This window comes from Streptomyces sp. NBC_01478 (genome assembly GCF_036227225.1).
Lineage (GTDB): Bacteria > Actinomycetota > Actinomycetes > Streptomycetales > Streptomycetaceae > Streptomyces.
On sequence record NZ_CP109444.1, the window covers coordinates 4,669,765 to 4,690,021 of the forward strand.

The 20,257-nt window shown below is 69.8% G+C and carries 15 protein-coding genes and 1 pseudogene; 3 read left to right on the forward strand and 13 right to left on the reverse strand.

Annotated elements, in window-relative coordinates:
• Positions 1-56 precede the first annotated feature (56 nt).
• On the forward strand, positions 57-1,403 hold the full coding sequence (gene murA, locus OG223_RS21005; protein WP_329250754.1) for a UDP-N-acetylglucosamine 1-carboxyvinyltransferase: 1,347 nt from the start codon (positions 57-59) through the stop codon (positions 1,401-1,403).
• A gap of 238 nt (positions 1,404-1,641) precedes the next feature.
• On the opposite strand, the gene OG223_RS21010 is transcribed toward murA, so the two are convergent.
• The 9 genes from OG223_RS21010 to OG223_RS21050 form a co-directional block, all read right to left on the reverse strand.
• Entirely contained in the window at positions 1,642-1,923 is a 282-nt protein-coding gene (locus OG223_RS21010; protein ID WP_019056394.1) for an HU family DNA-binding protein, read from the reverse strand.
• Positions 1,924-2,329: 406 nt separating this feature from the next.
• On the reverse strand, positions 2,330-3,757 hold the full coding sequence (locus OG223_RS21015) for an NAD-dependent malic enzyme (RefSeq protein WP_329250757.1): 1,428 nt from the start codon (positions 3,755-3,757) through the stop codon (positions 2,330-2,332).
• A gap of 339 nt (positions 3,758-4,096) precedes the next feature.
• Positions 4,097-6,412 carry a HelD family protein gene (locus tag OG223_RS21020; RefSeq protein WP_329250760.1) on the reverse strand — a complete coding sequence of 772 codons (2,316 nt, stop codon included), beginning with the start codon at positions 6,410-6,412 and terminating at the stop codon, positions 4,097-4,099.
• Positions 6,413-6,575: 163 nt separating this feature from the next.
• Positions 6,576-7,337: an anti-sigma factor family protein gene (locus tag OG223_RS21025; RefSeq protein WP_329250763.1), complete on the reverse strand. Its 762-nt coding sequence runs from the start codon at positions 7,335-7,337 to the stop codon at positions 6,576-6,578.
• 38 nt (positions 7,338-7,375) lie between these two features.
• On the reverse strand, positions 7,376-7,897 hold the full coding sequence (locus OG223_RS21030) for a sigma-70 family RNA polymerase sigma factor (protein WP_019056398.1): 522 nt from the start codon (positions 7,895-7,897) through the stop codon (positions 7,376-7,378).
• Positions 7,898-8,226: 329 nt separating this feature from the next.
• The gene (locus tag OG223_RS21035; RefSeq protein WP_329250766.1) at positions 8,227-8,820 is read right to left on the reverse strand and encodes a CGNR zinc finger domain-containing protein; all 594 of its coding nucleotides are present in this window, start codon (positions 8,818-8,820) and stop codon (positions 8,227-8,229) included.
• A 224-nt stretch (positions 8,821-9,044) separates the two neighbouring features.
• A complete protein-coding gene (locus OG223_RS21040) occupies positions 9,045-10,205 on the reverse strand; it encodes a uroporphyrinogen-III synthase (RefSeq protein WP_329250768.1) in 1,161 nt (386 codons plus the stop codon).
• Positions 10,206-10,329: 124 nt separating this feature from the next.
• Positions 10,330-11,685, reverse strand: a complete 1,356-nt coding sequence (locus OG223_RS21045) for a nitrate/nitrite transporter (protein WP_329250771.1) — start codon at positions 11,683-11,685, stop codon at positions 10,330-10,332.
• A 148-nt stretch (positions 11,686-11,833) separates the two neighbouring features.
• The gene (locus OG223_RS21050; protein ID WP_329250774.1) at positions 11,834-13,060 is read right to left on the reverse strand and encodes an outer membrane protein assembly factor BamB family protein; all 1,227 of its coding nucleotides are present in this window, start codon (positions 13,058-13,060) and stop codon (positions 11,834-11,836) included.
• A gap of 57 nt (positions 13,061-13,117) precedes the next feature.
• On the opposite strand from OG223_RS21050, the gene OG223_RS21055 reads away from it, so the two are divergent.
• Together OG223_RS21055 and OG223_RS21060 are read left to right on the forward strand one after the other, a co-directional pair.
• Positions 13,118-13,558 carry a MerR family transcriptional regulator gene (locus tag OG223_RS21055; protein ID WP_329250777.1) on the forward strand — a complete coding sequence of 147 codons (441 nt, stop codon included), beginning with the start codon at positions 13,118-13,120 and terminating at the stop codon, positions 13,556-13,558.
• Between the two features lie 87 nt (positions 13,559-13,645).
• A pseudogene (locus tag OG223_RS21060) lies at positions 13,646-14,296 on the forward strand (NADPH-dependent F420 reductase); the annotation flags it as partial.
• A 36-nt stretch (positions 14,297-14,332) separates the two neighbouring features.
• Here OG223_RS21060 and OG223_RS21065 read toward each other — a convergent pair.
• The 4 genes from OG223_RS21065 to OG223_RS21080 form a co-directional block, all read right to left on the reverse strand.
• Complete coding sequence (locus tag OG223_RS21065) at positions 14,333-15,610, reverse strand: acyltransferase family protein (RefSeq protein ID WP_329250780.1); 1,278 nt, start codon at positions 15,608-15,610, stop codon at positions 14,333-14,335.
• The gene (locus OG223_RS21070; RefSeq protein ID WP_329250783.1) at positions 15,607-17,727 is read right to left on the reverse strand and encodes a bifunctional polysaccharide deacetylase/glycosyltransferase family 2 protein; all 2,121 of its coding nucleotides are present in this window, start codon (positions 17,725-17,727) and stop codon (positions 15,607-15,609) included. Before OG223_RS21070 ends, OG223_RS21065 begins: the two co-directional genes overlap by 4 nt.
• 203 nt (positions 17,728-17,930) lie before the next feature.
• Positions 17,931-18,737 carry a hypothetical protein gene (locus tag OG223_RS21075; protein ID WP_329250786.1) on the reverse strand — a complete coding sequence of 269 codons (807 nt, stop codon included), beginning with the start codon at positions 18,735-18,737 and terminating at the stop codon, positions 17,931-17,933.
• Between the two features lie 492 nt (positions 18,738-19,229).
• Positions 19,230-20,204, reverse strand: coding sequence for a LysR family transcriptional regulator (locus OG223_RS21080; RefSeq protein WP_329250789.1), 975 nt, complete (start codon positions 20,202-20,204; stop codon positions 19,230-19,232).
• Between the last annotated feature and the right edge of the window lie 53 nt (positions 20,205-20,257).

A 20,257-nucleotide genomic window follows, 5' to 3' on the forward strand; every position in this document is an offset into this window, starting at 1 on the left:
GCGGCCATTACGCTTACGTCTTCGGCCCCTGCCCAACTCCACGGAACGCGAGATTCATGACCGTCAACGGCTCAGACGACGTACTGCTTGTCCACGGCGGAACCCCGCTGGAGGGCGAGATCCGTGTCCGCGGTGCGAAGAACCTCGTACCCAAGGCCATGGTCGCCGCCCTGCTGGGCAGTGAGCCAAGTCGACTGCGCAACGTTCCGGACATCCGTGACGTTCGTGTCGTACGCGGACTCCTGCAACTGCACGGGGTGACGGTCCGTCCGGGTGAGGAGCCGGGCGAGCTGGTGCTCGATCCGTCGCACGTCGAGAGTGCCAACGTCGCCGACATCGATGCCCACGCGGGTTCGTCGCGCATCCCGATCCTGTTCTGCGGTCCGCTGCTGCACCGGCTCGGGCACGCGTTCATCCCGGGGCTCGGCGGCTGTGACATCGGCGGCCGGCCGATCGACTTCCACTTCGAGGTGCTGCGGCAGTTCGGCGCGAAGATCGAGAAGCGGGCGGACGGCCAGTACCTGGAGGCCCCGCAGCGGCTGCGCGGTACGAAGATCGAGCTGCCGTACCCGTCCGTGGGCGCCACCGAACAGGTGCTGCTGACAGCGGTGTTGGCGGAGGGCGTCACCGAACTCGCCAACGCGGCCGTGGAACCGGAGATCGAGGACCTCATCTGCGTACTGCAGAAGATGGGCGCGATCATCGCCATGGACACCGACCGGACGATCCGCATCACCGGCGTGGACTCGCTCGGCGGCTACAACCACGCGGCCCTCCCGGACCGCCTTGAGGCCGCGTCCTGGGCGTCGGCGGCGCTGGCGACCGAGGGCAACATCTACGTCCGGGGCGCGCAGCAGCGCTCGATGATGACGTTCCTCAACACCTACCGGAAGGTGGGCGGTGCCTTCGCGATCGACGACGAGGGCATCCGCTTCTGGCACCCCGGTGGCCAGTTGAAGTCCATCGCGCTCGAAACGGACGTGCACCCCGGCTTCCAGACGGACTGGCAGCAGCCGCTGGTCGTCGCCCTGACGCAGGCGACCGGCCTCTCCATCGTCCACGAGACGGTCTACGAGTCCCGGCTGGGCTTCACCTCCGCGCTCAACCAGATGGGCGCGCACATCCAGCTCTACCGCGAGTGCCTGGGCGGTTCGCACTGCCGCTTCGGCCAGCGCAACTTCCTGCACTCGGCGGTCGTCTCGGGCCCGACCCGCCTCCAGGGCGCCGACCTGGTCATCCCCGACCTCCGAGGCGGCTTCTCGTACCTCATCGCGGCCCTGGCGGCCCAGGGCACGTCCCGCGTCCACGGCATCGACCTCATCAACCGCGGCTACGAGAACTTCATGGAGAAGCTCGTGGAGCTGGGCGCGAAGGTCGAACTCCCGGGCAAGGCGCTCGGATAACCCCCACCCCACCACCCCGGCCCTGGGCAACCCCCCGTCCGCTGGGGGTCCGGGGGTTATCCCCCGGATAGGCACAGCATGGAGAAGCTCGTCGAACTGGGCGCGAAGGTCGAACTCCCGGGCAAGGCGCTCGGATAAGCAGTCGTACGTACGACGATGGGGCGGCCACCCTGACCGGGTGGCCGCCCCATTCGCGTTACTCGAGCCTCGTACGCAATCCCGTCGCGTACGCGAAGGCCTACTTGCCCTTGGCGGCTTCCTTGAGCTTCGAGCCCGCGGACACCTTGACGCTGTAACCGGCGGGGATGTTGATCGGGTCGCCGGTCTGCGGGTTGCGCGCGGTGCGAGCGGCACGGTGGGTGCGCTCGAAGGTCAGGAAGCCGGGGATGGTGACCTTCTCGTCGCCCTTGGAGACGATCTCACCGACGGTCTCGGCGAACGCGGCCAGAACGGCGTCGGCGTCCTTGCGGGTCACCTCGGCACGGTCGGCCAGCGCGGCCACCAGCTCACTGCGGTTCATGTTGTTACTCCCGTGTTCTTCTTGCCGTTTGAGGCGTGCCACGCGGCGGAGCCGCATATCGGGCACGGTGAAGCCGATGCTGCCAGGGTCCTCGGTGAGTCCCCGGACCCGGGTCCGTCGTCCAGACCCTCGCGCCCGAAGACGCATCCTGCCCCTACCTGCGGCGGGAAAGCCAATCCGGCACCCGTAGGAGTCGCGAGAACACCCTTGGGAGTCACACGAAGAGCGCCACTGCATCAGCGTGGTGACGCTCCGTCGGCTCCCGGCAGCGAGGGCCGGGCCTGGACAGGCCCGAAGCCTGGCCGCCACGATAAACGGCCGCCGAAGGCCCCGGGTTCCGCGACGCGCCGATGTGGGGGCGGCCGTGGCGATCCTCACAGCCACCGCACACACGCGGCCCGATGGGCTACGACGCGGAGGGCGCCGCCGCCCCCGCGGCCTTCGCGGCGTCGCGCACCGCGCCGGCCACCGCACCGGCGACCTTGTCGTTGAAGACGCTGGGGATGATGTAGTTCGCGTTCAGCTCGTCCTCGGACACGACGTTCGCGAGTGCGGTCGCGGCGGCGAGCATCATCTCCGTGTTGACGGTGCGGGACTGCGCGTCCAGCAGACCGCGGAAGACACCCGGGAAGACCAGCACGTTGTTGATCTGGTTCGGGAAGTCCGAGCGGCCGGTGGCGACGACAGCCGCCGTCTGACGGGCGATCGTCGGGTCGACCTCAGGGTCGGGATTCGCGAGCGCGAACACGATGGCACCCTCGGCCATCGCGGCCACGTCGTCCCCGTCGAGGACGTTCGGGGCGGAGACGCCCACGAAGACGTCGGCCCCGCGCACGGCCTCCTTCAGGGTGCCGGTGAGGCCGTCGGGGTTGGTGTTGTCGGCGATCCAGCGCAGCGGCGAGTCGGGCTTGGCGTCCACCAGGTCCTCACGGCCGGCGTGCACGACACCGTGGATGTCGGCGACGACCGCGTTCTTGACGCCGGCGGCGATCAGCAGCTTGAGGATGGCCGTACCGGCCGCGCCCGCGCCGGACATGACGACCCGGATGTCACCGATGCCCTTGCCGGCGACCCGCAGCGCGTTCGTCAACGCGGCGAGGACCACGATCGCGGTGCCGTGCTGGTCGTCGTGGAAGACGGGGATGTCGAGGGCCTCGCGCAGCCGGGCCTCGATCTCGAAGCAGCGCGGCGCGGAGATGTCCTCCAGGTTGATGCCGGCGAAGCCCGGGGCGATCGCCTTGACGATCGCGACGATCTCGTCGGTGTCCTGGGTGTCCAGGCAGAGCGGCCAGGCGTCGATGTCGGCGAAGCGCTTGAAGAGGGCCGCCTTGCCCTCCATGACCGGCATGGCGGCCATCGGGCCGATGTTGCCCAGGCCCAGGACCGCCGAGCCGTCCGTCACGACCGCGACGGTGTTGCGCTTGATGGTGAGGCGGCGCGCGTCCTCGGGGTTCTCCGCGATCGCCATGCACACACGGGCCACGCCCGGGGTGTAGATCATGGAGAGGTCGTCACGGTTGCGGATCGGGTGCTTGGACTGCATCTCGATCTTGCCGCCGAGGTGCATGAGGAACGTACGGTCCGAGACCTTGCCCAGCGTGACGCCCTCGATGCCGCGCAACTGCTGGACGATCTCGTCGGCGTGGGCCGTCGAGGACGCCGCGATGGTGACGTCGATGCGGAGCTTCTCGTGGCCGGAGGCGGTCACGTCGAGGCCGGTCACCGAGCCTCCGTGGGACTCCACGGCCGTGGTGATCTGGGAGACCGCGGTTCCGCTCGCGGGCACCTCCAGACGGACCGTGATCGAGTAGGAGACGCTGGGCGCCGTAGCCATGGCCGACTTCCTCTGCTTTCACCGTTGAGCTGAGTACGCGCTCCGATGGTCGCACCTACTGCCGGGTAGGCGTTAGCCGCCCCCAATTGCGAACGTTTTGTTCTCAACGGGTCGCCTTCGTTCACCACAAGAAGAGGCCCGCGCCACTTTCCCGTGACGCGGGCCTCTCCTGTCGTTCAAGTGACACCGACCCGCCATGCTCGCCTCGCGGCAAGTGGTCGCTCTAAGCGACGAAGGTTGGGCCCGGGGGCTTGGATCGGGCCGGTGTCACATCCAGGCTAACAAACAGATCCCGTAAGACCATTCCCATCCCGAGAGTTCATATAAAGCACCCCGAGATCAGTCCCTGAGAAGGTCCGGCACCCCGTTCGCGTCCGGCTCGTCCCGCTCGGCGGAGACGACCGTGAGCTGCTGGGTCGCGCGGGTGAGGGCGACGTACAGGACACGGAGGCCGGCGGGCGACTCGTCGGCGATCTCCGCCGGGGAGACGACCACCGTCGCGTCGTACTCCAGGCCCTTGGCCTCCAGGCTGCCGAGGGCGACGACCCGGTCGCCGAGGCCGGTGAGCCAACGGCGGGCCTCCTCGCGGCGGTTCATGGCGACGACCACGCCGACGGTGCCGTCCACGCGGTCGAGCAGCCGGGCGGCCTCCGCGCGGACCGACTCCGCCAACGAGTTCCGTACGACGGCGAAGTGCGGTCGTACCCCCGTCGAACGGACCGCTGACGGGGACTCGGAGCCGGGCATCGCCAGAGCCAGGACCTTCGCCGCCAGCTCCGCGATCTCCGCCGGGTTGCGGTAGTTGACCGTGAGGGTGAAGCGGCGGCGGGGGCGGGAGCCGAGGGCCTCGTCGCGGGCCTCGGCGGCCTCGTCGGGGTCGGACCAGGAGGACTGGGCCGGGTCTCCTACGACCGTCCAGGTGGCGTGCCTGCCGCGGCGGCCGACCATACGCCACTGCATCGGGGTGAGGTCCTGGGCCTCGTCGACGATGACGTGCGCGTACTCGACGCGCTCCTGGGCGAGCCGCTCGGCCCGTTCGCGCTGCGACTCCTCGCGTACGGGCATCAGCTCCTCCAGGCCGGTGAGCTGGTCCAGCGGGTCCAGGTCGCGCCGCTTGCGGGGGCGGGCCGGGGTGCCGAGGATCGCCTGGAGTTCGTCGAGGATGGCCACGTCGTGGACGGAGAGGCCGTCCCGCTTCAGGGCGCGGGCGACCCTGCGGACCTCGCCGGGGTTGAGGATGCGCCGGGCCCAGCGGCCGAGCTTGCGCTCGTCGGACATGGACTCCAGGACGGCGCGCGGGGTGAGTTCGGGCCACCAGGCGTCGAGGAACGCGATGAACTCGTCCTCGCTCGCGATGTCCTCGTCGAAGGACGAGCGCAGTTCGGCGGCCAGTTCGGGGTCGGTGTGCCGGCCGGCCGAACCGGAGCGCTCCCACAGGGCGTCCAGAAGGAGCTTGCGGGCGCGCGGGCGCAGCATGTTGACCGGTGCCGTACCGCTGAGGGCGCTCTGCCGGACGCGCTCCAGGTCGGCGGCCTCCAGTTCGAGCCGGCGCCCGAAGGCGACGACCCGCAGCCGGGCCGGTGACTCGCTCGCTTCCAGGGCACCGCGCGCGGCCTTCCGCAACACGCGGAGCATGCGGTACGAGCCCTTGGCGCGGGCCACGGCCGGGGAGTCGTACAGGGTGGCCTCGGCGCCGTCGACGAGCGAGCCGATGGCCCGGATGGCGACCTGGCCCTCCTCGCCGAGGGACGGCAGGACGCCCTCCGTGTACGCGACGAGCAGCGGGGTCGGCGAGACGATGAGGATGCCGCCCGCGTACCGGCGCCGGTCCTGGTAGAGCAGGTAGGCGGCGCGGTGCAGGGCGACGGCCGTCTTACCCGTCCCCGGGCCGCCCTCGACGTACGTCACCGAGGCGGCGGGGGCGCGGATCACCAGGTCCTGCTCGGCCTGGATGGACGCCACGATGTCGCGCATGGTGTGGCTGCGGGCCTGGCCGAGCGCGGCCATCAGGGCGCCGTCGCCGATGACGGCCAGTTGCTCGCCCTCCAGGAAGGCGGTCAGCTCCGGCCGCATCAGGTCGTCCTCGACCCCGAGCACCTGGCGGCCCTTGGAGCGGATGACCCGCCGCCGTACGACCCGCCCGGGGTCGACCGGGGTCGACCGGTAGAAGGGCGCCGCGGCGGGCGCCCGCCAGTCGATGACCAGCGGCGCGTACTCGGAGTCCAGGACCCCGATCCGCCCGATGTGCAGGGTCTCGGCGATGTCGGCGGTCCGGTCGTCCTCCCGCACGGCGCCTTCGGCCGGTTCCACGGCGGTGTAGGCGCCGTCGGGTCCCTTCTTGCCGTCCTTGCCGAGCAGGAGGTCGATCCTGCCGAAGAGGAAGTCCTCGAACTCGTTGTTGAGCCGGTTGAGATGGATACCGGCGCGGAACACCTGCGCGTCCCGTTCGGCGAGCGCGCCGGGCGTGCCGACCTGGCCGCGCTTGGCCGCGTCGTTCATGAGGAACTCGGCCTCGTGGATCTTCTCCTCAAGGCGCCGGTACACCCGGTCCAGGTGTGCCTGTTCGACGCTGATCTCCCGGTCCCGTAGCGAATCCTGGGCGGATTTGTCGGACACCGTGTCGAGCGCGGTCTCCTGTTGAGCCTGTGCGGCCACCGGGCCCCCTTCTGACGTGCTGGGCAGCCGTCAACCGTACGCGAAAAAGAGCCTCGGTAGCGAGGGGCGTGCCCGGTGGATCTTGACAAAGACGCGGGGTCCGGCACGCGTACCTTCCGCGTTCCGGACCCCACACACCACAATCGGCCTGTTGTTACGTGCCTTACGCGTCCACCGCCACGAGCTTCTTGCCGTCGAAGGTCATGACCTCGAAGTGGTCGATCTCGTTCGGCGTGAAGGCCGCGCCGCCCTGGGCGTAGAGCGGGCTCTTGGCCTCGGCCTTGGTGGCGTTGGCGATGCCGTAACCCCAGGCCGGGACCGACCAGGAGCTCATGGTCTCGCGTTCGCCGTTCTTGCCGACGGCGATCAGGGAGCACTTCAGCGGGCCCTTGACGTTGCTGAGCTCCACGACGCCGAGGGTGCCCCAGTCCTTCTTGGACATCGCCACGGTCGCGGTGACCTTGGTGGTCTTGTCCGTCGCCGAGACCTTGTCGGACAAAGTGTCGAAGGTGGTCTTGGCGGTGGACACGGCCACGTTGTTGTTGCCGCCCGAGTCGTTGCCGCCGTTGGCCGCGATGACGGCCAGCGGTCCCGCGATGATCAGGGCCGCCGCGGCGGCGATCATGTAGAAACTGCGCCGCCGCTTCAGGGCTCGTCGGTCGCCGACGTCGTCGACCAGCCGCTCCACCAGCCGTGGGCTGGGCTTCGCGGCCAGGGACTCGGCGATCGCCGGGGTGCCGGTGCCCGGCAGATCCGCGAGCGCCGCCAGCATCGGTTCCATCCCGGCCAGCTCGTCGAGCTGCTGGGCGCACCATTCACAGGTCGCGAGATGGGCCTCGAAAGCGGTTGCTTCGGCGTCGTCGAGAATCCCGAGGGCGTAGGCGCCGACGGTCTCGTGTTCGTTCGAGCCCTGAGATCCCTGCATGGAACCAGGACTACCCGTTCCGTATCCCCCGTAAATGCTCATGCCGTCACCCCCCGCTCCTCCAGAGCAAGCTTCATCGATCGAAGGGCGTAGAACACCCTTGAGCGCACCGTGCCACTGGGGATGCCAAGCGTCTCGGCCGCCTCATTGACGGTACGCCCCTTGAAGTACGTCTCGACGAGCACCTCCCGGTGGGCCGGGGTCAGGTCGTCCAGCGCGTCCGACAGTGTCATCAGCCACAACGCCTTGTCGATCTCGTCCTCCGCGGGGATGACCTCCAGCGGCGACGGGTCCACCTCCTGCGGCCGGGCCTGCCGGCTGCGGTGACCGTCGATGACGATGCGCCGTGCGACCGTCACCAGCCAGGGTCGTACCGATCCGGTCGCCCGATTGAGCTGGCCGGCGTTCTTCCAGGCCCGGATGAGCGTCTCCTGCACCACGTCCTCGGCACGTTGCCGGTCGCCGGCGACGAGCCGCAGCACATAGGCGAGCAAGGGTCCGGCGTGCTCTCGGTACAGGGCACGCATCAGCTCCTCATCAGGTTCCGAGGACTGGGACATGCGATGTCGGGCCCTCGGTGCGTGTTCATTGGCCACGACGGAATCCTTGCGCACGCCCACCTCCGGTGTCCGGGGGTTCCCCCAGTCGGTCGCTCAGGGAGAGGTACGCGGCCGGGTGGGCGAGTGTTCAACGTGAGGCGACAGTTTTCTCGGAAGTGACGTGACGACCGGGACATGAGTGCACATTCCCACCGTACGATCTTTACATTTCCACCACACAAGCAAGATCACGCGGGCTGCCCGCCCCCCGCCGAAGTGAAACGCACTGTTGTCGAAATCACTTCGACAATTGACGTCCCGTCACTTCACAGAAGCCGCATAAGGGATTCTCAGGCTCGGGCGAGCGCCGCGCGCCGCCGATGCCGGGCCACTCTTTCGCGGTTTCCGCACACCTCGCTGGAGCACCAGCGCCTCCGCCGGCCCCGGGACGTATCGAGATAGACGATCGGGCAGTTGTCCCCCGCGCACTGTCTCAGCGAGGCCCGCGCGACCGGATCGGTGAGCAGTTCCACGGCATCCCTGGCGATCACCGCGAGCAGCGCGGCGCACCCCGGCGGACCGTCCAACTTCCGCACCAGCGCGCCGTCTTCGTCGCGTACGGCACGGGGGGCCGGGGGCGCGGCGCGGGCGAGGTCGTTGACCTGGGCGAGGGCGAGGTCGTAGGGCCGGGTGTCGGAACCGGCGCTTCTGCGCACCAACTGGCCCACTTGCCCCCGGAGTTCACGAAAGCCGACAAGCCAGCCGGAGTCGACGTGGGCGAGCGGGGTGCCCGCCGGGACGAGCCCCGAGCGGACGATCCACGCACGCAACGGCTCCGGCGCGTCGAGCCGTTCCTCGGGATGCGTGGTCGCGAGGAGATCCAGACAGATCCGCCCGGCGTCGAAGCGCAGCTCGTACGGGACCATGGTCGAACCCAGTGCCATGTGCCTGTCACCGCCTAGGGATTACCCCGGTAGGGGAACCGTTCCCCCTACAGTGCCTGCCCGCTCGCGCGGCCGGAACCCCTCGGGCGGGGGCGCCGTGCGGATCGCCGTGCGGGGACGCGGGCGTATGCGGTCGCGGGCGTCGGTGTTGTACGGGGCGTTCAGGCGCGGGGTGAATTCTCGGCGCACGGTGGCTTCTTGACACGGGCCGCGCAAACGCCCGGTCACCCCACGCTGTACTTCGAGTCCGCCGCCGGATCCAACGCCAGCCGATACCCCCGCTTCACCACCGTCTGGATCAGCTTCGGCGCCCCAAGTGCCGTACGGAGGCGGGCCATCGCCGTCTCCACGGCGTGCTCGTCGCGCCCGGCGCCGGGAAGGGCGCGGAGGAGTTCGGCCCGGGCCACGACCCAGCCGGGGCGGCGGGACAACGCCCGGAGCAGGGACATACCGGCCGGCGGAACCGGCCGTAGCGCGCCGTCCACGAGGACCGCGTGGCCGCGGATCTCCACCCGGTGACCCGCGACGGGCAGGGTGCGGGCGCGGCCGGGGAGTTCCTGGCAGAGGAGCTGGACGAGGGGGCCGAGACGGAAGCGTTCGGGCTGGACCGTGCCGATGCCGTGGTTCTGGAGGGGCAGCGCGGTGACGGGGCCGACGCAGGCCGGGAGGACGTCGTGGTGCAGGGCGGCGAGGAGTTCGGGCAGCAGGCCGCGGGTCTCGGCGCGGGAGAGGAGCGACGCGGCGGCCGGCGCGCTGGTGAACGTCAGGGCGTCCACGCCACGGGAGACCGTGGCGTCCAGGAGCCGGTCCAGCGGGGCGATGTCCTCGGGCGGCATCCACCGGTACACGGGGACGACGACGACATCGGCGCCGCCCGCCCGCAGCGACTCCACGAACCCGGGCAGGGGTTCGCCGTGCAGTTGGATGCCGACGCGGCGGCCCTCGACGCCCTCCTCCAGGAGCCGGTCGAGCACCTCGGCCATGGACTCGGACGAGGGCGACCACTCCTCGGTGAGACCGGCGGCGCGCACCGCCCCTTTCACCTTGGGCCCGCGGACGAGCAGTTCCACCCCGCGCAACCGGTCGAGGAGCGCCTCCCCGAGCCCCCACCCGTCGGCGGCCTCGACCCATCCCCGGAACCCGATCGCGGTGGTGGCCACCACCACATCGGGCGCCTGGTCGATCAACTCCTTGGTGGCGGCGAGCAGTTCGCTGTCGTCGGCGAGGGGCACGATGCGCAGCGCGGGCGCGTGGACGACCGCCGCGCCGCGCCGCTGGAGCAGTGCCCCCAGCTCGTCGGCGCGGCGCGCGGCGGTGACGCCCACGGTGAACCCGGAGAGGGGCCCGTGCTGGGCGCTCTCCGGTCGCTGCGGTTGTTCGTACATGGCTCTCGTCCCGAACGTAGTCGTACACGTAGTGGTACATGGAATGACCCGGTACCTACATGTCGAACGAGCCTGTCAACGGCGCGTGACAGGCTCGGTTCGACTTTATGTCGACGGTGTTACGTCACACCTCGGCATAGCTGAGCTGCGACTTCGCCTCCGATGCGGAAGCCTTGGCCTGGGTCTGGGCGGTCGGGCGGCGAAGGTATACGGCCCAGGTGGCCACGAAGCAGAGGCCGTAGAAGACGAGGAAGGCGACGAACGCGCCGGTCCCGGAGCCGGAGGAGAGGAAGGACTGGCGGAAGGCGAGGTTGATGCCGACCCCGCCGAGCGCGCCGACGGCCCCGATGAGCCCCATGGAGGCCCCGGAGAGCCGCCGGCCGTAAGCGGCGGCCTCATCCCCTTCCAGTCCCTTCGCGAGGGCCTTGGTCTGGAAGATGCCGGGGATCATCTTGTACGTCGACCCGTTGCCGAGCCCGCTGAGCACGAACAGGACGACGAACACGGTCACGAACAGCGGCAGCGACTTCTGCATGCTGGCGACGATCAGGATCGCGGTGGCGGCGGCCATGGCGACGAAGTTCCACAGGGTGATCTTCGCGCCGCCGTAGCGGTCGGCGAGCCAGCCGCCGACGGGGCGGATGAGCGAGCCGAGCAGCGGGCCGATGAAGGTGAGATACGCGGCCTGCAACGGCGTACGGCCGAACTGGACCTGAAGCACCTGCCCGAAGGCGAACGCGTACCCGATGAACGACCCGAACGTGCCGATGTACAGGAACGCCATGATCCAGGTGTGCCAGTCCCGCGCGGCGTCCTTGGCGGCGCCGGTGTCGTTCTTCACGGAGGTGAGGTTGTCCATGAAGAGCGCGGCGAGCACGGCGGCGACGAGGATGAGCGGGATGTAGATCCCGAGCAGTACGCGCGGCCCGCCGCTCGCGCCGATGATCGCGAGGGCGACGAGTTGGATGACCGGGACGCCGATGTTGCCGCCGCCGGCGTTCAGCCCGAGGGCCCACCCCTTCTTCCGCAGCGGGAAGTAGGCGTTGATGTTGGTCATGGAGGAGGCGAAGTTGCCGCCGCCGATACCGGCCAGCAGGCCGATCCAGAGGAAGGTGTCGAAGGAGGTCCCCGGCTTCATCACCACGAAGGCGGCGACGGTGGGGATGAGCAGGAGGCCGGCGGAGACGATCGTCCAGTTCCGCCCGCCGAACAGGGCGACCGCGAAGGTGTACGGCACCCGGACGACCGCGCCGACGAGCGTGACCATCGAGGTCAGCAGGAACTTGTCGGCCGGGGTCAGCCCGTACTCCGGGCCCATGAAGAGCACCAGCACGGACCACAGCGTCCAGATCGAGAAGCCGATGTGCTCGGAGAGCACGGAGAAGACGAGATTGCGACGGGCGACCTTCTCGCCGGTCTCCCGCCAGAAGGTCTCGTCCTCCGGATCCCAGTGCTCGATCCACTTGCCAGTGGCTGTCATGACGCCTCCACGGTGCACTACGGGGTAACGAGCGGTGATGCACCCGAAGGTAGGGAGGGCGGGTTTCCACGCTGTGGCTGTGGGTGACCGGAAGGGAACGTTGCTCTCACGAACGCGGGGAGGGCGCGGTGAGGTCGTGCCGAGGTCCTCAGGGCAGCAGGCGCCGGCCGGTCTCCACGTCGGCGCAGTACAGGCGGGTCTCCTTGTCGTTCCGGCTCCGGGCCCTGAACAGGAAACGGTCGCCGTCGAGCGGCACCGGCGAGACATCCGGCCGGGTGTGCGAAGCCCACAGCACGCGACCGTCCCGGACCACGGCCATCCCGTCCGTGCCCGAGGCGAGCACATACCCGGGCCCGGCGGTGAGGTACTGCGGCTCCCGCACGGTCAGTTTGTGCGGGCCCCGCAGCCTCAACCGCCGCAGGCCACGCCGTCGGCCGACCTCGGCGGCGTACACCTTGTTCCGCCAGCAGAGGACGTACACCCAGTCACCGACGCACACCACGCTCTGGAGGATGCCCCGTTGCAGCCACCCCAGCTTCCAGCTCTCCAGCGACTCGGCCCGGTCCAGGCCCGCGTACCCCAACAGCCGGACCCTGCGCCCGGAGGACCGGAAGAACAGCACGCGCCCGCCGTCGACGAGTTGGGGGTGTCCCCAGAAGTACTTCTGGGCTTCCTCGGGGAACCGGGTCCCGGCGAGTTCCGCGCCGGTGTCCGAGGCTGCCACGACGAGGCTCCTGGGCCCGTGGCGCTCGCCGCGCCAGCAAAGAAAGACGGCCGCGTCCTCGACAGCTCCGGCCCGGCTGAGCAGCTCCCCGTCCCCTCCGCTCCAGATCTCGGCACCGCTACGGCCGTCCAGCGCCCGCAGCCGGCCCGCGTCCAGAATCACCCGCTCCCCCCGCACGACGAGCCTGTCGATCCGCTCGAACTCGTCCTCCCACAACGTCTCGCCGGTGAGCGCGTCGACGCCGGCGATCGATCCGCGTTCCTCGGAGGTGTTGTTCCACACGACGAAGGTCGAGTCACCGACGGCGACGACCCCGTGCAGGGCGCTCGCGCGGCGGGTCCAGCGCACCTTGCCGGTGGCCGCGTCCAGCGCGGTGAACGCACCGTGCCTCATGTCCTGCTGTACGGAGGCGACGACCACGACAGCGGCGACGGCCACATACCGCGGCCACACCTTCGCGACCTCGCCACTGCACCAGCGCACCCGCCCACTGCCGGCATCGAGAGCGGCGATGCGCTCGCCCGGCACGGACACGTACACCGTGTCGCCCACCACAACCGGATGTCCCACCTCGGCGCCCTCGGCCCGCAGCGTCCACAGCCGCAGCTCCGCGTCCGCCCTGACCTTCAACGGCACTCTGTCGTCGGCCACTTGCTCCCCCTCGGGGTTGCGTGACGGGTCCGGGACCCCGTCTGAAAGAGTCGCACGATGCCCGACCGTGTCTGGCAGAAGTCCACTGACAACGCGGAAGGCGACGACATGCGGATCGGTGACCTGGCGCGACGTACCGAGGTGCCGACCCGGCTGCTGCGCTACTACGAGAAACAGGGCCTCCTGCACGCCTCCCGCGACACCAACGGCTATCGCGTGTACGCGGAACCGGCGGTCAAGCGGGTGCTGACGATCCGCGAGCTGCTGGAGTCCGGCTTCACCACGGAACTCATCCGCGCCATTCTCGTGTGCAAGGAGAACCCGCACACCCCTGACGAGCAGCAGGCGGGCGCGACACCGGAGACCGTCGAGGCACTCCGCCGCCAGGTGATCAACATCGAGCGCCGCATCGACAGTCTCACCCGCACCCGTGAGGCCGTACGCGGCTACCTGGAGATGGTCGAGGCCGTCGTCGACGCCGTGCAGCCCCCAGTTTGACCTTGACACTAATGCCAACACGCAGGGTGGAGTCATGACCCCGTACTCCGGTGCGGACCGGAGCGGGCAGGGACTCACAGGAAGTGCACCATGGCGAAGATCGGCATTCTCGGTGCCGGAAACATCGGCAAGCAGATCGCGCGTCTGGCGGCCGCCCACGGCCACCACGTTCTCCTGAGCAATTCACGCGGCCCGCAGAACATCCCGTTCGACATCATTCTGGAGCTGGGCGAGAGCGTCACACGGTCCACGGCCCAGGAGGTAGTCGCAGAGAGCGATCTGATCGTGGTGGCGATCCCGCTGGCGAACTACACCCAAATTCCGCAGCCCCCGGCCGGGACGATCGTGATCGACGCGGGCAACTACTACCCGGACCGCGACGGCGTGATCCCCGAGCTGGAGGAGGGGCGGACGACCATGTCCGAGCTGCTCCAGAGGCATCTGCCGCAGGCCCGTGTGGTGAAGGCCTTCAACCACTTCCCGGCAGTCGCGCTGACCGACGACGCGCAACCGCGCGGCACACGGAACCGGCGCGCGTCCATCGTCGCCGGTGACGACCCCGAAGCCCGGGCGACGGTGGCCGCGCTCGTCGACGAGTTCGGCTTCGACGCCCTGGACATCGGGGAGTTGGCCGAGGGCTGGCGCGTCGAGCGGGGCACGCCGGCCTACCTGCCCCGGTTCACCAGGGAGGAACTCACCGCCAAGGTCCACGAAGCCGAGCGGCAGCACGGCCGCTGACCCGGGCCGGGCTCCCGGGCCACCACCCCTCGCTCGTCAGCTCCTGCGCCGAGACCGAGACCCCCCACCACCGACCCCGTTGGGCCACAACCTCGGCCCCCGCTTCGCCGCGAGGTCCTCGACCCACCCGAACGCGAGGATCGCCACCGCGATGAGCGGCCAGATCAGCAGGAACATCAGGAGCGTGTCCGCCCTGTCGAGGAACGAGGTCGCCGTCTCGCTCTCCATGAAGGGGAGGCTGTACAACTGGTCGATGATCGGGACCGTGGCCATGATGAGGAGGTTGTGCCACAAGTAGATCGTGACGGCGCGGTTGTTGGAGAGGGTCACCAGCTTGTCCCAGCGGGCCAGGCGACCCGGCAGCTCCTGCCAGGACGGCGAGTACTGGAGCAGGATCACCACGATGCCGAAGGACCACGTCGCCTGGGCCAGCGGGATGTCGTTCAAGTCCCAGCCGTCCGGGCCCAGATGACCCGACGCCCACCACAGGCCGAAGCCCATGATCACGGTCGCGCCCGACACCGCGAGGTAGCGCGGGACCTGCTTCAACACCCCCTCGTGGTGGGCGAAGCCCAGGACCCAACAGCCCCCGTACACCGCGAAGTCCGACACCGCGTTGCCCGTCTCGCCGGGGATCGTCACCAGGCCCGTGCCCACAACTGCCGTCAACGCCAAAGGCGCCAGCAGTGTCGCCCACGGGACCCGCCGGAACGCCCACAGCAACAGCGGTGACGCGATCACGAACCACAGATACGCCCGCAGGTACCAGAGCGGGCCCGCCGCCTGGTCCGCCCACGTGCTCTCCAACAGGCCCGACTCCGACCCCAGATGCTCGGGATACGGCGGCGCACCGAACGGCACGACGTAGTCGAACAGCTTCGCCGCGCCCCACCAAGTGCCGCCCAGATCAGGGTCCTTGAGGGGATGCCAGCCGCTCGCGAACATCATCACCAGCACGACAGCGCCGAACGCCCACAGCGGGGGCAGCAGTCGCCGTAGCCGACCCTTGATCACGCCCAGCGCGGGACGGTTCAGCGAGCGGGCCATCAGGGAACCCGCCAGCGCGAACATCACGCCCATGGAAGGGAACAGGACCGACAGCCAGGCCCAGCCGAAGAGGTGGTAGACGACCACCCGGACCAGGGCGATCGAGCGGAGGAGGTCCAGGTAGCGGTCCCGGCCGCCCCCCGGCTTGGGCTTCTTCGGCTCCGGCGCCGACTCCGCTTCCTGCCGGCGCTGTTGGGGAATCCCGTACGCGGGCGTCGACTCCGGGCCCGGGTCCGTGTCCGCACCTGCCGTGTGTCCGTGCGTCATGCCACGGTCCTCCGATCACTGCCGCTGCGTTGAGTCGGTACCGGTCCGCCCGGCGCCTCCACGACCCCCGTGCGCCGCAGTTTCTGCCAGCGCAGCCGGCCGCCGGTGAGGGCCGTGATCCAGGACTGGAGCAGTACGACGTACATGAGTTGGCGGTAGAGGATCTGCTGGAGGGGCAGCGAGACGAGGTGGGACATGCGTTCGCGGTCCAGGCGGAAGGCGTACGCCGCGCAGAACGCCTGGATCGCCAGGACGCCCAGCCAGGCCAGGAACGTCTTCGCCGTCGGGCCGAACACCAGGCCGTAGAGCAGGAACACGTCGATCAGCGGGGCCAGGATCGGGGCCACCACCATGAACAGGGCCACCAGCGGGAGGCCGACCCTGCCGAAGCGGCCGGACGGGCCTCGGTCGAGCAGCGCGCCCCTGTGCTTCCAGATCGCCTGCATCGTGCCGTACGACCACCGGTAGCGCTGGGACCACAACTGCTGGACCGTCTCCGGTGCTTCCGTCCAGGCCCGGGCCTTCTCGGCGTAGACGACGCGCCAGCCGTCGCGGTGCATCGCCATCGTGATGTCGGTGTCCTCGGCGAGGGTGTCGTCGCTCATCCCGCCGACCCGCTCCAGCGCGCTTCTCCTGAAGGCCCCCACGGCGCCCGGGATCGTCGGCATGCAGCGCAGGACGTCGTACATCCGGCGGTCGAGATTGAAGCCCATCACGTACTCGATGTGCTGCCAGGCACCGATGAGGGAGTCCCGGTTGCCGACCTTGGCATTGCCGGCGACGGCGCCCACGCGCGGGTCGCCGAAGGGCTGGACCAACTCCCGTACGGTGGCCGGTTCGAAGACCGTGTCGCCGTCCATCATCACGACGATGTCGTGACTGGCGTTCGCCAGGCCGCGGTTGAGGGCGGCCGGCTTGCCCGCGTTGACCTGGCGTACGACCCGGACGTTCGGGAGAGACATCGCCTCCACGATTCTCGCCGTACCGTCCGCCGAGCCGTCGTCGATGACGACCACCTCGACGGGATGCTCGCTCGCCATCAGTGAACGGACCGTGTTCTCAATGCACTTGGCCTCGTTGTACGCCGGGACCAGCACGCTGACCGGCTCGGTGACCGGCGGGCCCCACGCGAAGTCCTTGCGCCGCACCCGGCGGGCGTGGATCACGGAGAGCAGGAGCATCAGCGCGAAGCGGGCGATGACCAGGGACCCGGTGATCGCCAGACCGACCACCAGGACGTCGGTGATGTTGTCCGAGGCCTGGACCAGGAAGATCCACGCCTTGCCCTTCCAGAGGTTCACGCCGGTCACCGGGGTGAGCGCGCTGCGGGCGCCGAGCGCCTGGGTGAGGTTGTCGAACCGGTAGCCCTTGGCCTGCATCTCCGGCAGGAACTTGTCCAGCGCCTCGATCGTCTGGTGCCGGTCGCCGCCCGAGTCGTGCATCAGGACGATCGCGCCCTTGCCGCCGCGCGGAGTGGCGTTGCTGATGATCTTCGCGACGCCGGGCTTCTGCCAGTCCTCGCTGTCCGTGTTGTTGACGGCGGTGAGGTAGCCGCGGGTGCCGATGTACTCGGTCACCGGCCAGGACAGGTTGTCCATCGCGTCGGCGGAGGACGAGTACGGCGGCCGGAACAGCGACGTACGGATGCCTGCCGCGCCGGTGATCGCCAACTGGGTCTGGGACAGCTCCCAGTCGATGCGCTTCTTGGACTGGAAGGAGAGGTCGGGGTGGCTGAAGGTGTGCACACCGACCTCGTTGCCCTCGTCCACGATGCGTTTGACCAGCTCCGGGTAGCGCGAGGTCATGGTGCCGGTGACGAAGAAGACGCCGTGCGCGTGGTGCTTCTTGAGCACGTCCAGGACCTTGGGCGTCCAGGTCGGGTCGGGGCCGTCGTCGAAGGTCAGGACGATGTCGCGGTCGGGCACGTCCAGGCTGGTCGTACGGCCGCTGCGGGTGTCGATGACCGGGCCGCCGTCGAGGATCTTGTCCGGCACCTTGTTCGTCGCCGCCTCGGGGCGGATGCGGTGGTCGGCGAGGATCTCGCTGTGCACATAGCCGCGCAGCATCAGCATCGCGAGCAACGCGACGAGGAGCAGCATCGGCAGCAGGAACCGCATGGACAGACGACGGCGCCGGGGATCGCGCCGGGCGCGGGGCGCGGTTCGGTTCGGCAGGCCTCCCTCGGCTCCCTGTGGAGCGCCGGGCCCAACTCCACTCCCGGCACCGGGAGTTGACGGAGTCGTCGGAGCCGCCGGAGTTGCTCCGTGCCGGCCGCCCGGGGCCGGGTTCGTGGCCTTGGCGCGGCGGTTGTGCGATGCCATCAGAGGATGTGCTCCGGGGTCTTGGACGGGGCCGGCGCCGGTTCCGAAGGAGCGGCGGGGCCCTGCGCCACGGGCGACGGGCTGCTGGGGCCGTCGGCCACCGTGCCGGTGCCCGTCGTCGCGCTCGGGGTCGGCGTCGGAGAGACCGGCGCGCTCACGGTGGCGGACGGGGTCGGGGAGACCGGCGGTGAGGCCGAGGACCGCGAGGGCTGTACGACCGGATTGCTCGCGCCGCCGCCCGTCGGCGCCGAGGCGCTCTTGCTGGCGGACACCCCGGGCGACGCGGACGCGCTCGCCTTGGCACCGGGCGCCACGGACGCGCCGGACGCGCTCGCCTTCGCGCCGGGCGACGGCGTCGTACCGTCGCTGGCCGTCGGGATGTTCCCCGGCGCCACGCTGCCGCTGCCACCGGACGGCTGCCCGGAGTCGGACGGCACCGGCGAGGTGTCGACCTTCCCGGCGGGCGCGTCGTCCTTCTGCCCCGGCACCGGCAGCCACGGCGCGTCCGAACTGCCGGACAGCAGGGTGACGACGATGACGACGGCGTAGACCGCGCACGCGATACCGACGGCCATGCCGATCCGGCGGTACCTACGGCTGCGACGGCCGGACTCGTCGACGAAGACGGGCCGGTCGGAACCGTCGTGACCGGCGCCGGGTCCGCTCTTGCCGCCCGCGTCCGCCCGCTGAGCGGGCCCGTCGAGCTGAACGGTCACCTCGTTGGGGTCGGCCTCGGCTCCCGTGCCCCCTGCCGCACCCCAGGGATCGGCGAGGAGTCCCGCGCCGACGGCGGATACGTCCTTCACTGCGGGCGGCTCGGGCCACCCGGTCCCTATACGACGACCGTCCTTGGTCGTACGACGGCTGTCCTTGCCGCCATGACGACCGCCTGCGACCGCATGCCGACCGTCCGAACCGACATGCCGACCGTCCTTGGCGACATGCCGGCCGCCCTCCAGAATCTCTGATCCTCTAGGTGCTCCGGCAGTCGTTCCAGCGGTCGTTCCAGCACTAGCTCCGGTAGTCGCTCCGGTGTCCGGAAACGCCGCCTCGGCCTCTCCGCCTATGACCGGTACGTCTCTGGTCGCGGATGCAGCTTGGGGCCATTCCGGTTGGGCGTCTTCTCGCCATTTTTCCATGCGCACGCACATCCCCCCACGGGACTGTTCCGGGTGCGCAGACGACCCTGAGCACACGCCGCCGAACCGGGCCCCCACCCGGTCCTCGCGCCCCCCTTACCACACCGTGCTCAGGCCCTGAAGGTAGCGCACAGGGGGCATCACATGTGCCGTGATGCATCATTTTTTCCTTTTTAGCATGTCCACGTCGATGGCTGGAATCCACCCGTCTACCGGCCGCCGCAGCCACCCACGGGCATGGCCGATCTCCACCGCAGCACGTCGAAGCGCATCGAATCCGGGGTGCACCAGCCCCTTTCGCCACACGAGCGACACAGGGGACAACGGCACCGGGTCCACCAGTGGCCTCAGCACCATCCGAGGCATGGCCGGAAAACCCACCACGGCGAGAATCGGCGTCGGCGCCTTCGCCATGACCCGCTCGAACTCCTCTTCGCCTACGGCCATGGGTACGGGCGGCGCGACCTCGATGTCACGCCCCTCGAACAGCCGGCGCGCGAGATCCGTCCACTCCGGAGTACGCGGATTCCCGGCACCGGCGTACACGGCCTCCCCCGCGAGCGCGTCCACCGGCACCTCCGCGAGCGACGCCAGCCGATGCCCCTCGGGCAGCAGGACCGCCATCGGCTCGTAGCGCACGAGCTGATGATCGAGCCCGGCTCGCAGCACCGGCTCCAGCCCGGCGAACCGCCCGAACGACACATCGAGCCGCCCCGCCAGCAACTCCCCGGCCGCACCGGCGAGTCCACTCTCGTACCGGGCCATCAGCTCCTGTTCCGGGGCGAGTTCACGGGCCCGGTGCAGCACCCGGCGCCCGGTGGCCAGCCCCGGCGAGTTCAGATCGACAAGCAGGGGCCGGGCCTGCCGGAACGCGGCGAGCAGCTCGTCCTGCGCCCCGAGCACCCGCCGCGCGTACGGCACCAGCCGCTCACCGTCCGCCGTCAGCGTCACCTGCCGAGTGGTCCGCACGAACAACTCGGCCCCCAACTCCCGCTCCAGCCGCCGCACATCACGACTGAGCGCCTGCTGGGCGACATACAGACGAGTGGCGGCACGAGTGAAGTGCAGTTCCTCGGCTACGGCGAGAAAGGCACGGAGAAGTCGGGGGTCCACGTGGGCCGGTGTCCAGGACATCCGGCGAACCTACAACGCAGGTGCGTGAATCGACGCCGAGCAGGTGTTGGACC

Excerpts from the sequence above, each read along its gene's own strand:
- murA (WP_329250754.1), top strand. The coding sequence starts at position 57 with ATGACCGTCAACGGCTCAGACGACGTACTGCTTGTCCACGGCGGAACC.
- OG223_RS21010 (WP_019056394.1), bottom strand. The coding sequence starts at position 1,923 with ATGAACCGCAGTGAGCTGGTGGCCGCGCTGGCCGACCGTGCCGAGGTG.
- OG223_RS21015 (WP_329250757.1), bottom strand. The coding sequence starts at position 3,757 with ATGGCTACGGCGCCCAGCGTCTCCTACTCGATCACGGTCCGTCTGGAG.
- OG223_RS21025 (WP_329250763.1), bottom strand. The coding sequence starts at position 7,337 with ATGCAGGGATCTCAGGGCTCGAACGAACACGAGACCGTCGGCGCCTAC.
- OG223_RS21030 (WP_019056398.1), bottom strand. The coding sequence starts at position 7,897 with ATGTCCCAGTCCTCGGAACCTGATGAGGAGCTGATGCGTGCCCTGTAC.
- OG223_RS21035 (WP_329250766.1), bottom strand. The coding sequence starts at position 8,820 with ATGGCACTGGGTTCGACCATGGTCCCGTACGAGCTGCGCTTCGACGCC.
- OG223_RS21040 (WP_329250768.1), bottom strand. The coding sequence starts at position 10,205 with ATGTACGAACAACCGCAGCGACCGGAGAGCGCCCAGCACGGGCCCCTC.
- OG223_RS21045 (WP_329250771.1), bottom strand. The coding sequence starts at position 11,685 with ATGACAGCCACTGGCAAGTGGATCGAGCACTGGGATCCGGAGGACGAG.
- OG223_RS21055 (WP_329250777.1), top strand. The coding sequence starts at position 13,118 with ATGCCCGACCGTGTCTGGCAGAAGTCCACTGACAACGCGGAAGGCGAC.
- OG223_RS21065 (WP_329250780.1), bottom strand. The coding sequence starts at position 15,610 with ATGACGCACGGACACACGGCAGGTGCGGACACGGACCCGGGCCCGGAG.
- OG223_RS21070 (WP_329250783.1), bottom strand. The coding sequence starts at position 17,727 with ATGCGGTTCCTGCTGCCGATGCTGCTCCTCGTCGCGTTGCTCGCGATG.
- OG223_RS21080 (WP_329250789.1), bottom strand. The coding sequence starts at position 20,204 with ATGTCCTGGACACCGGCCCACGTGGACCCCCGACTTCTCCGTGCCTTT.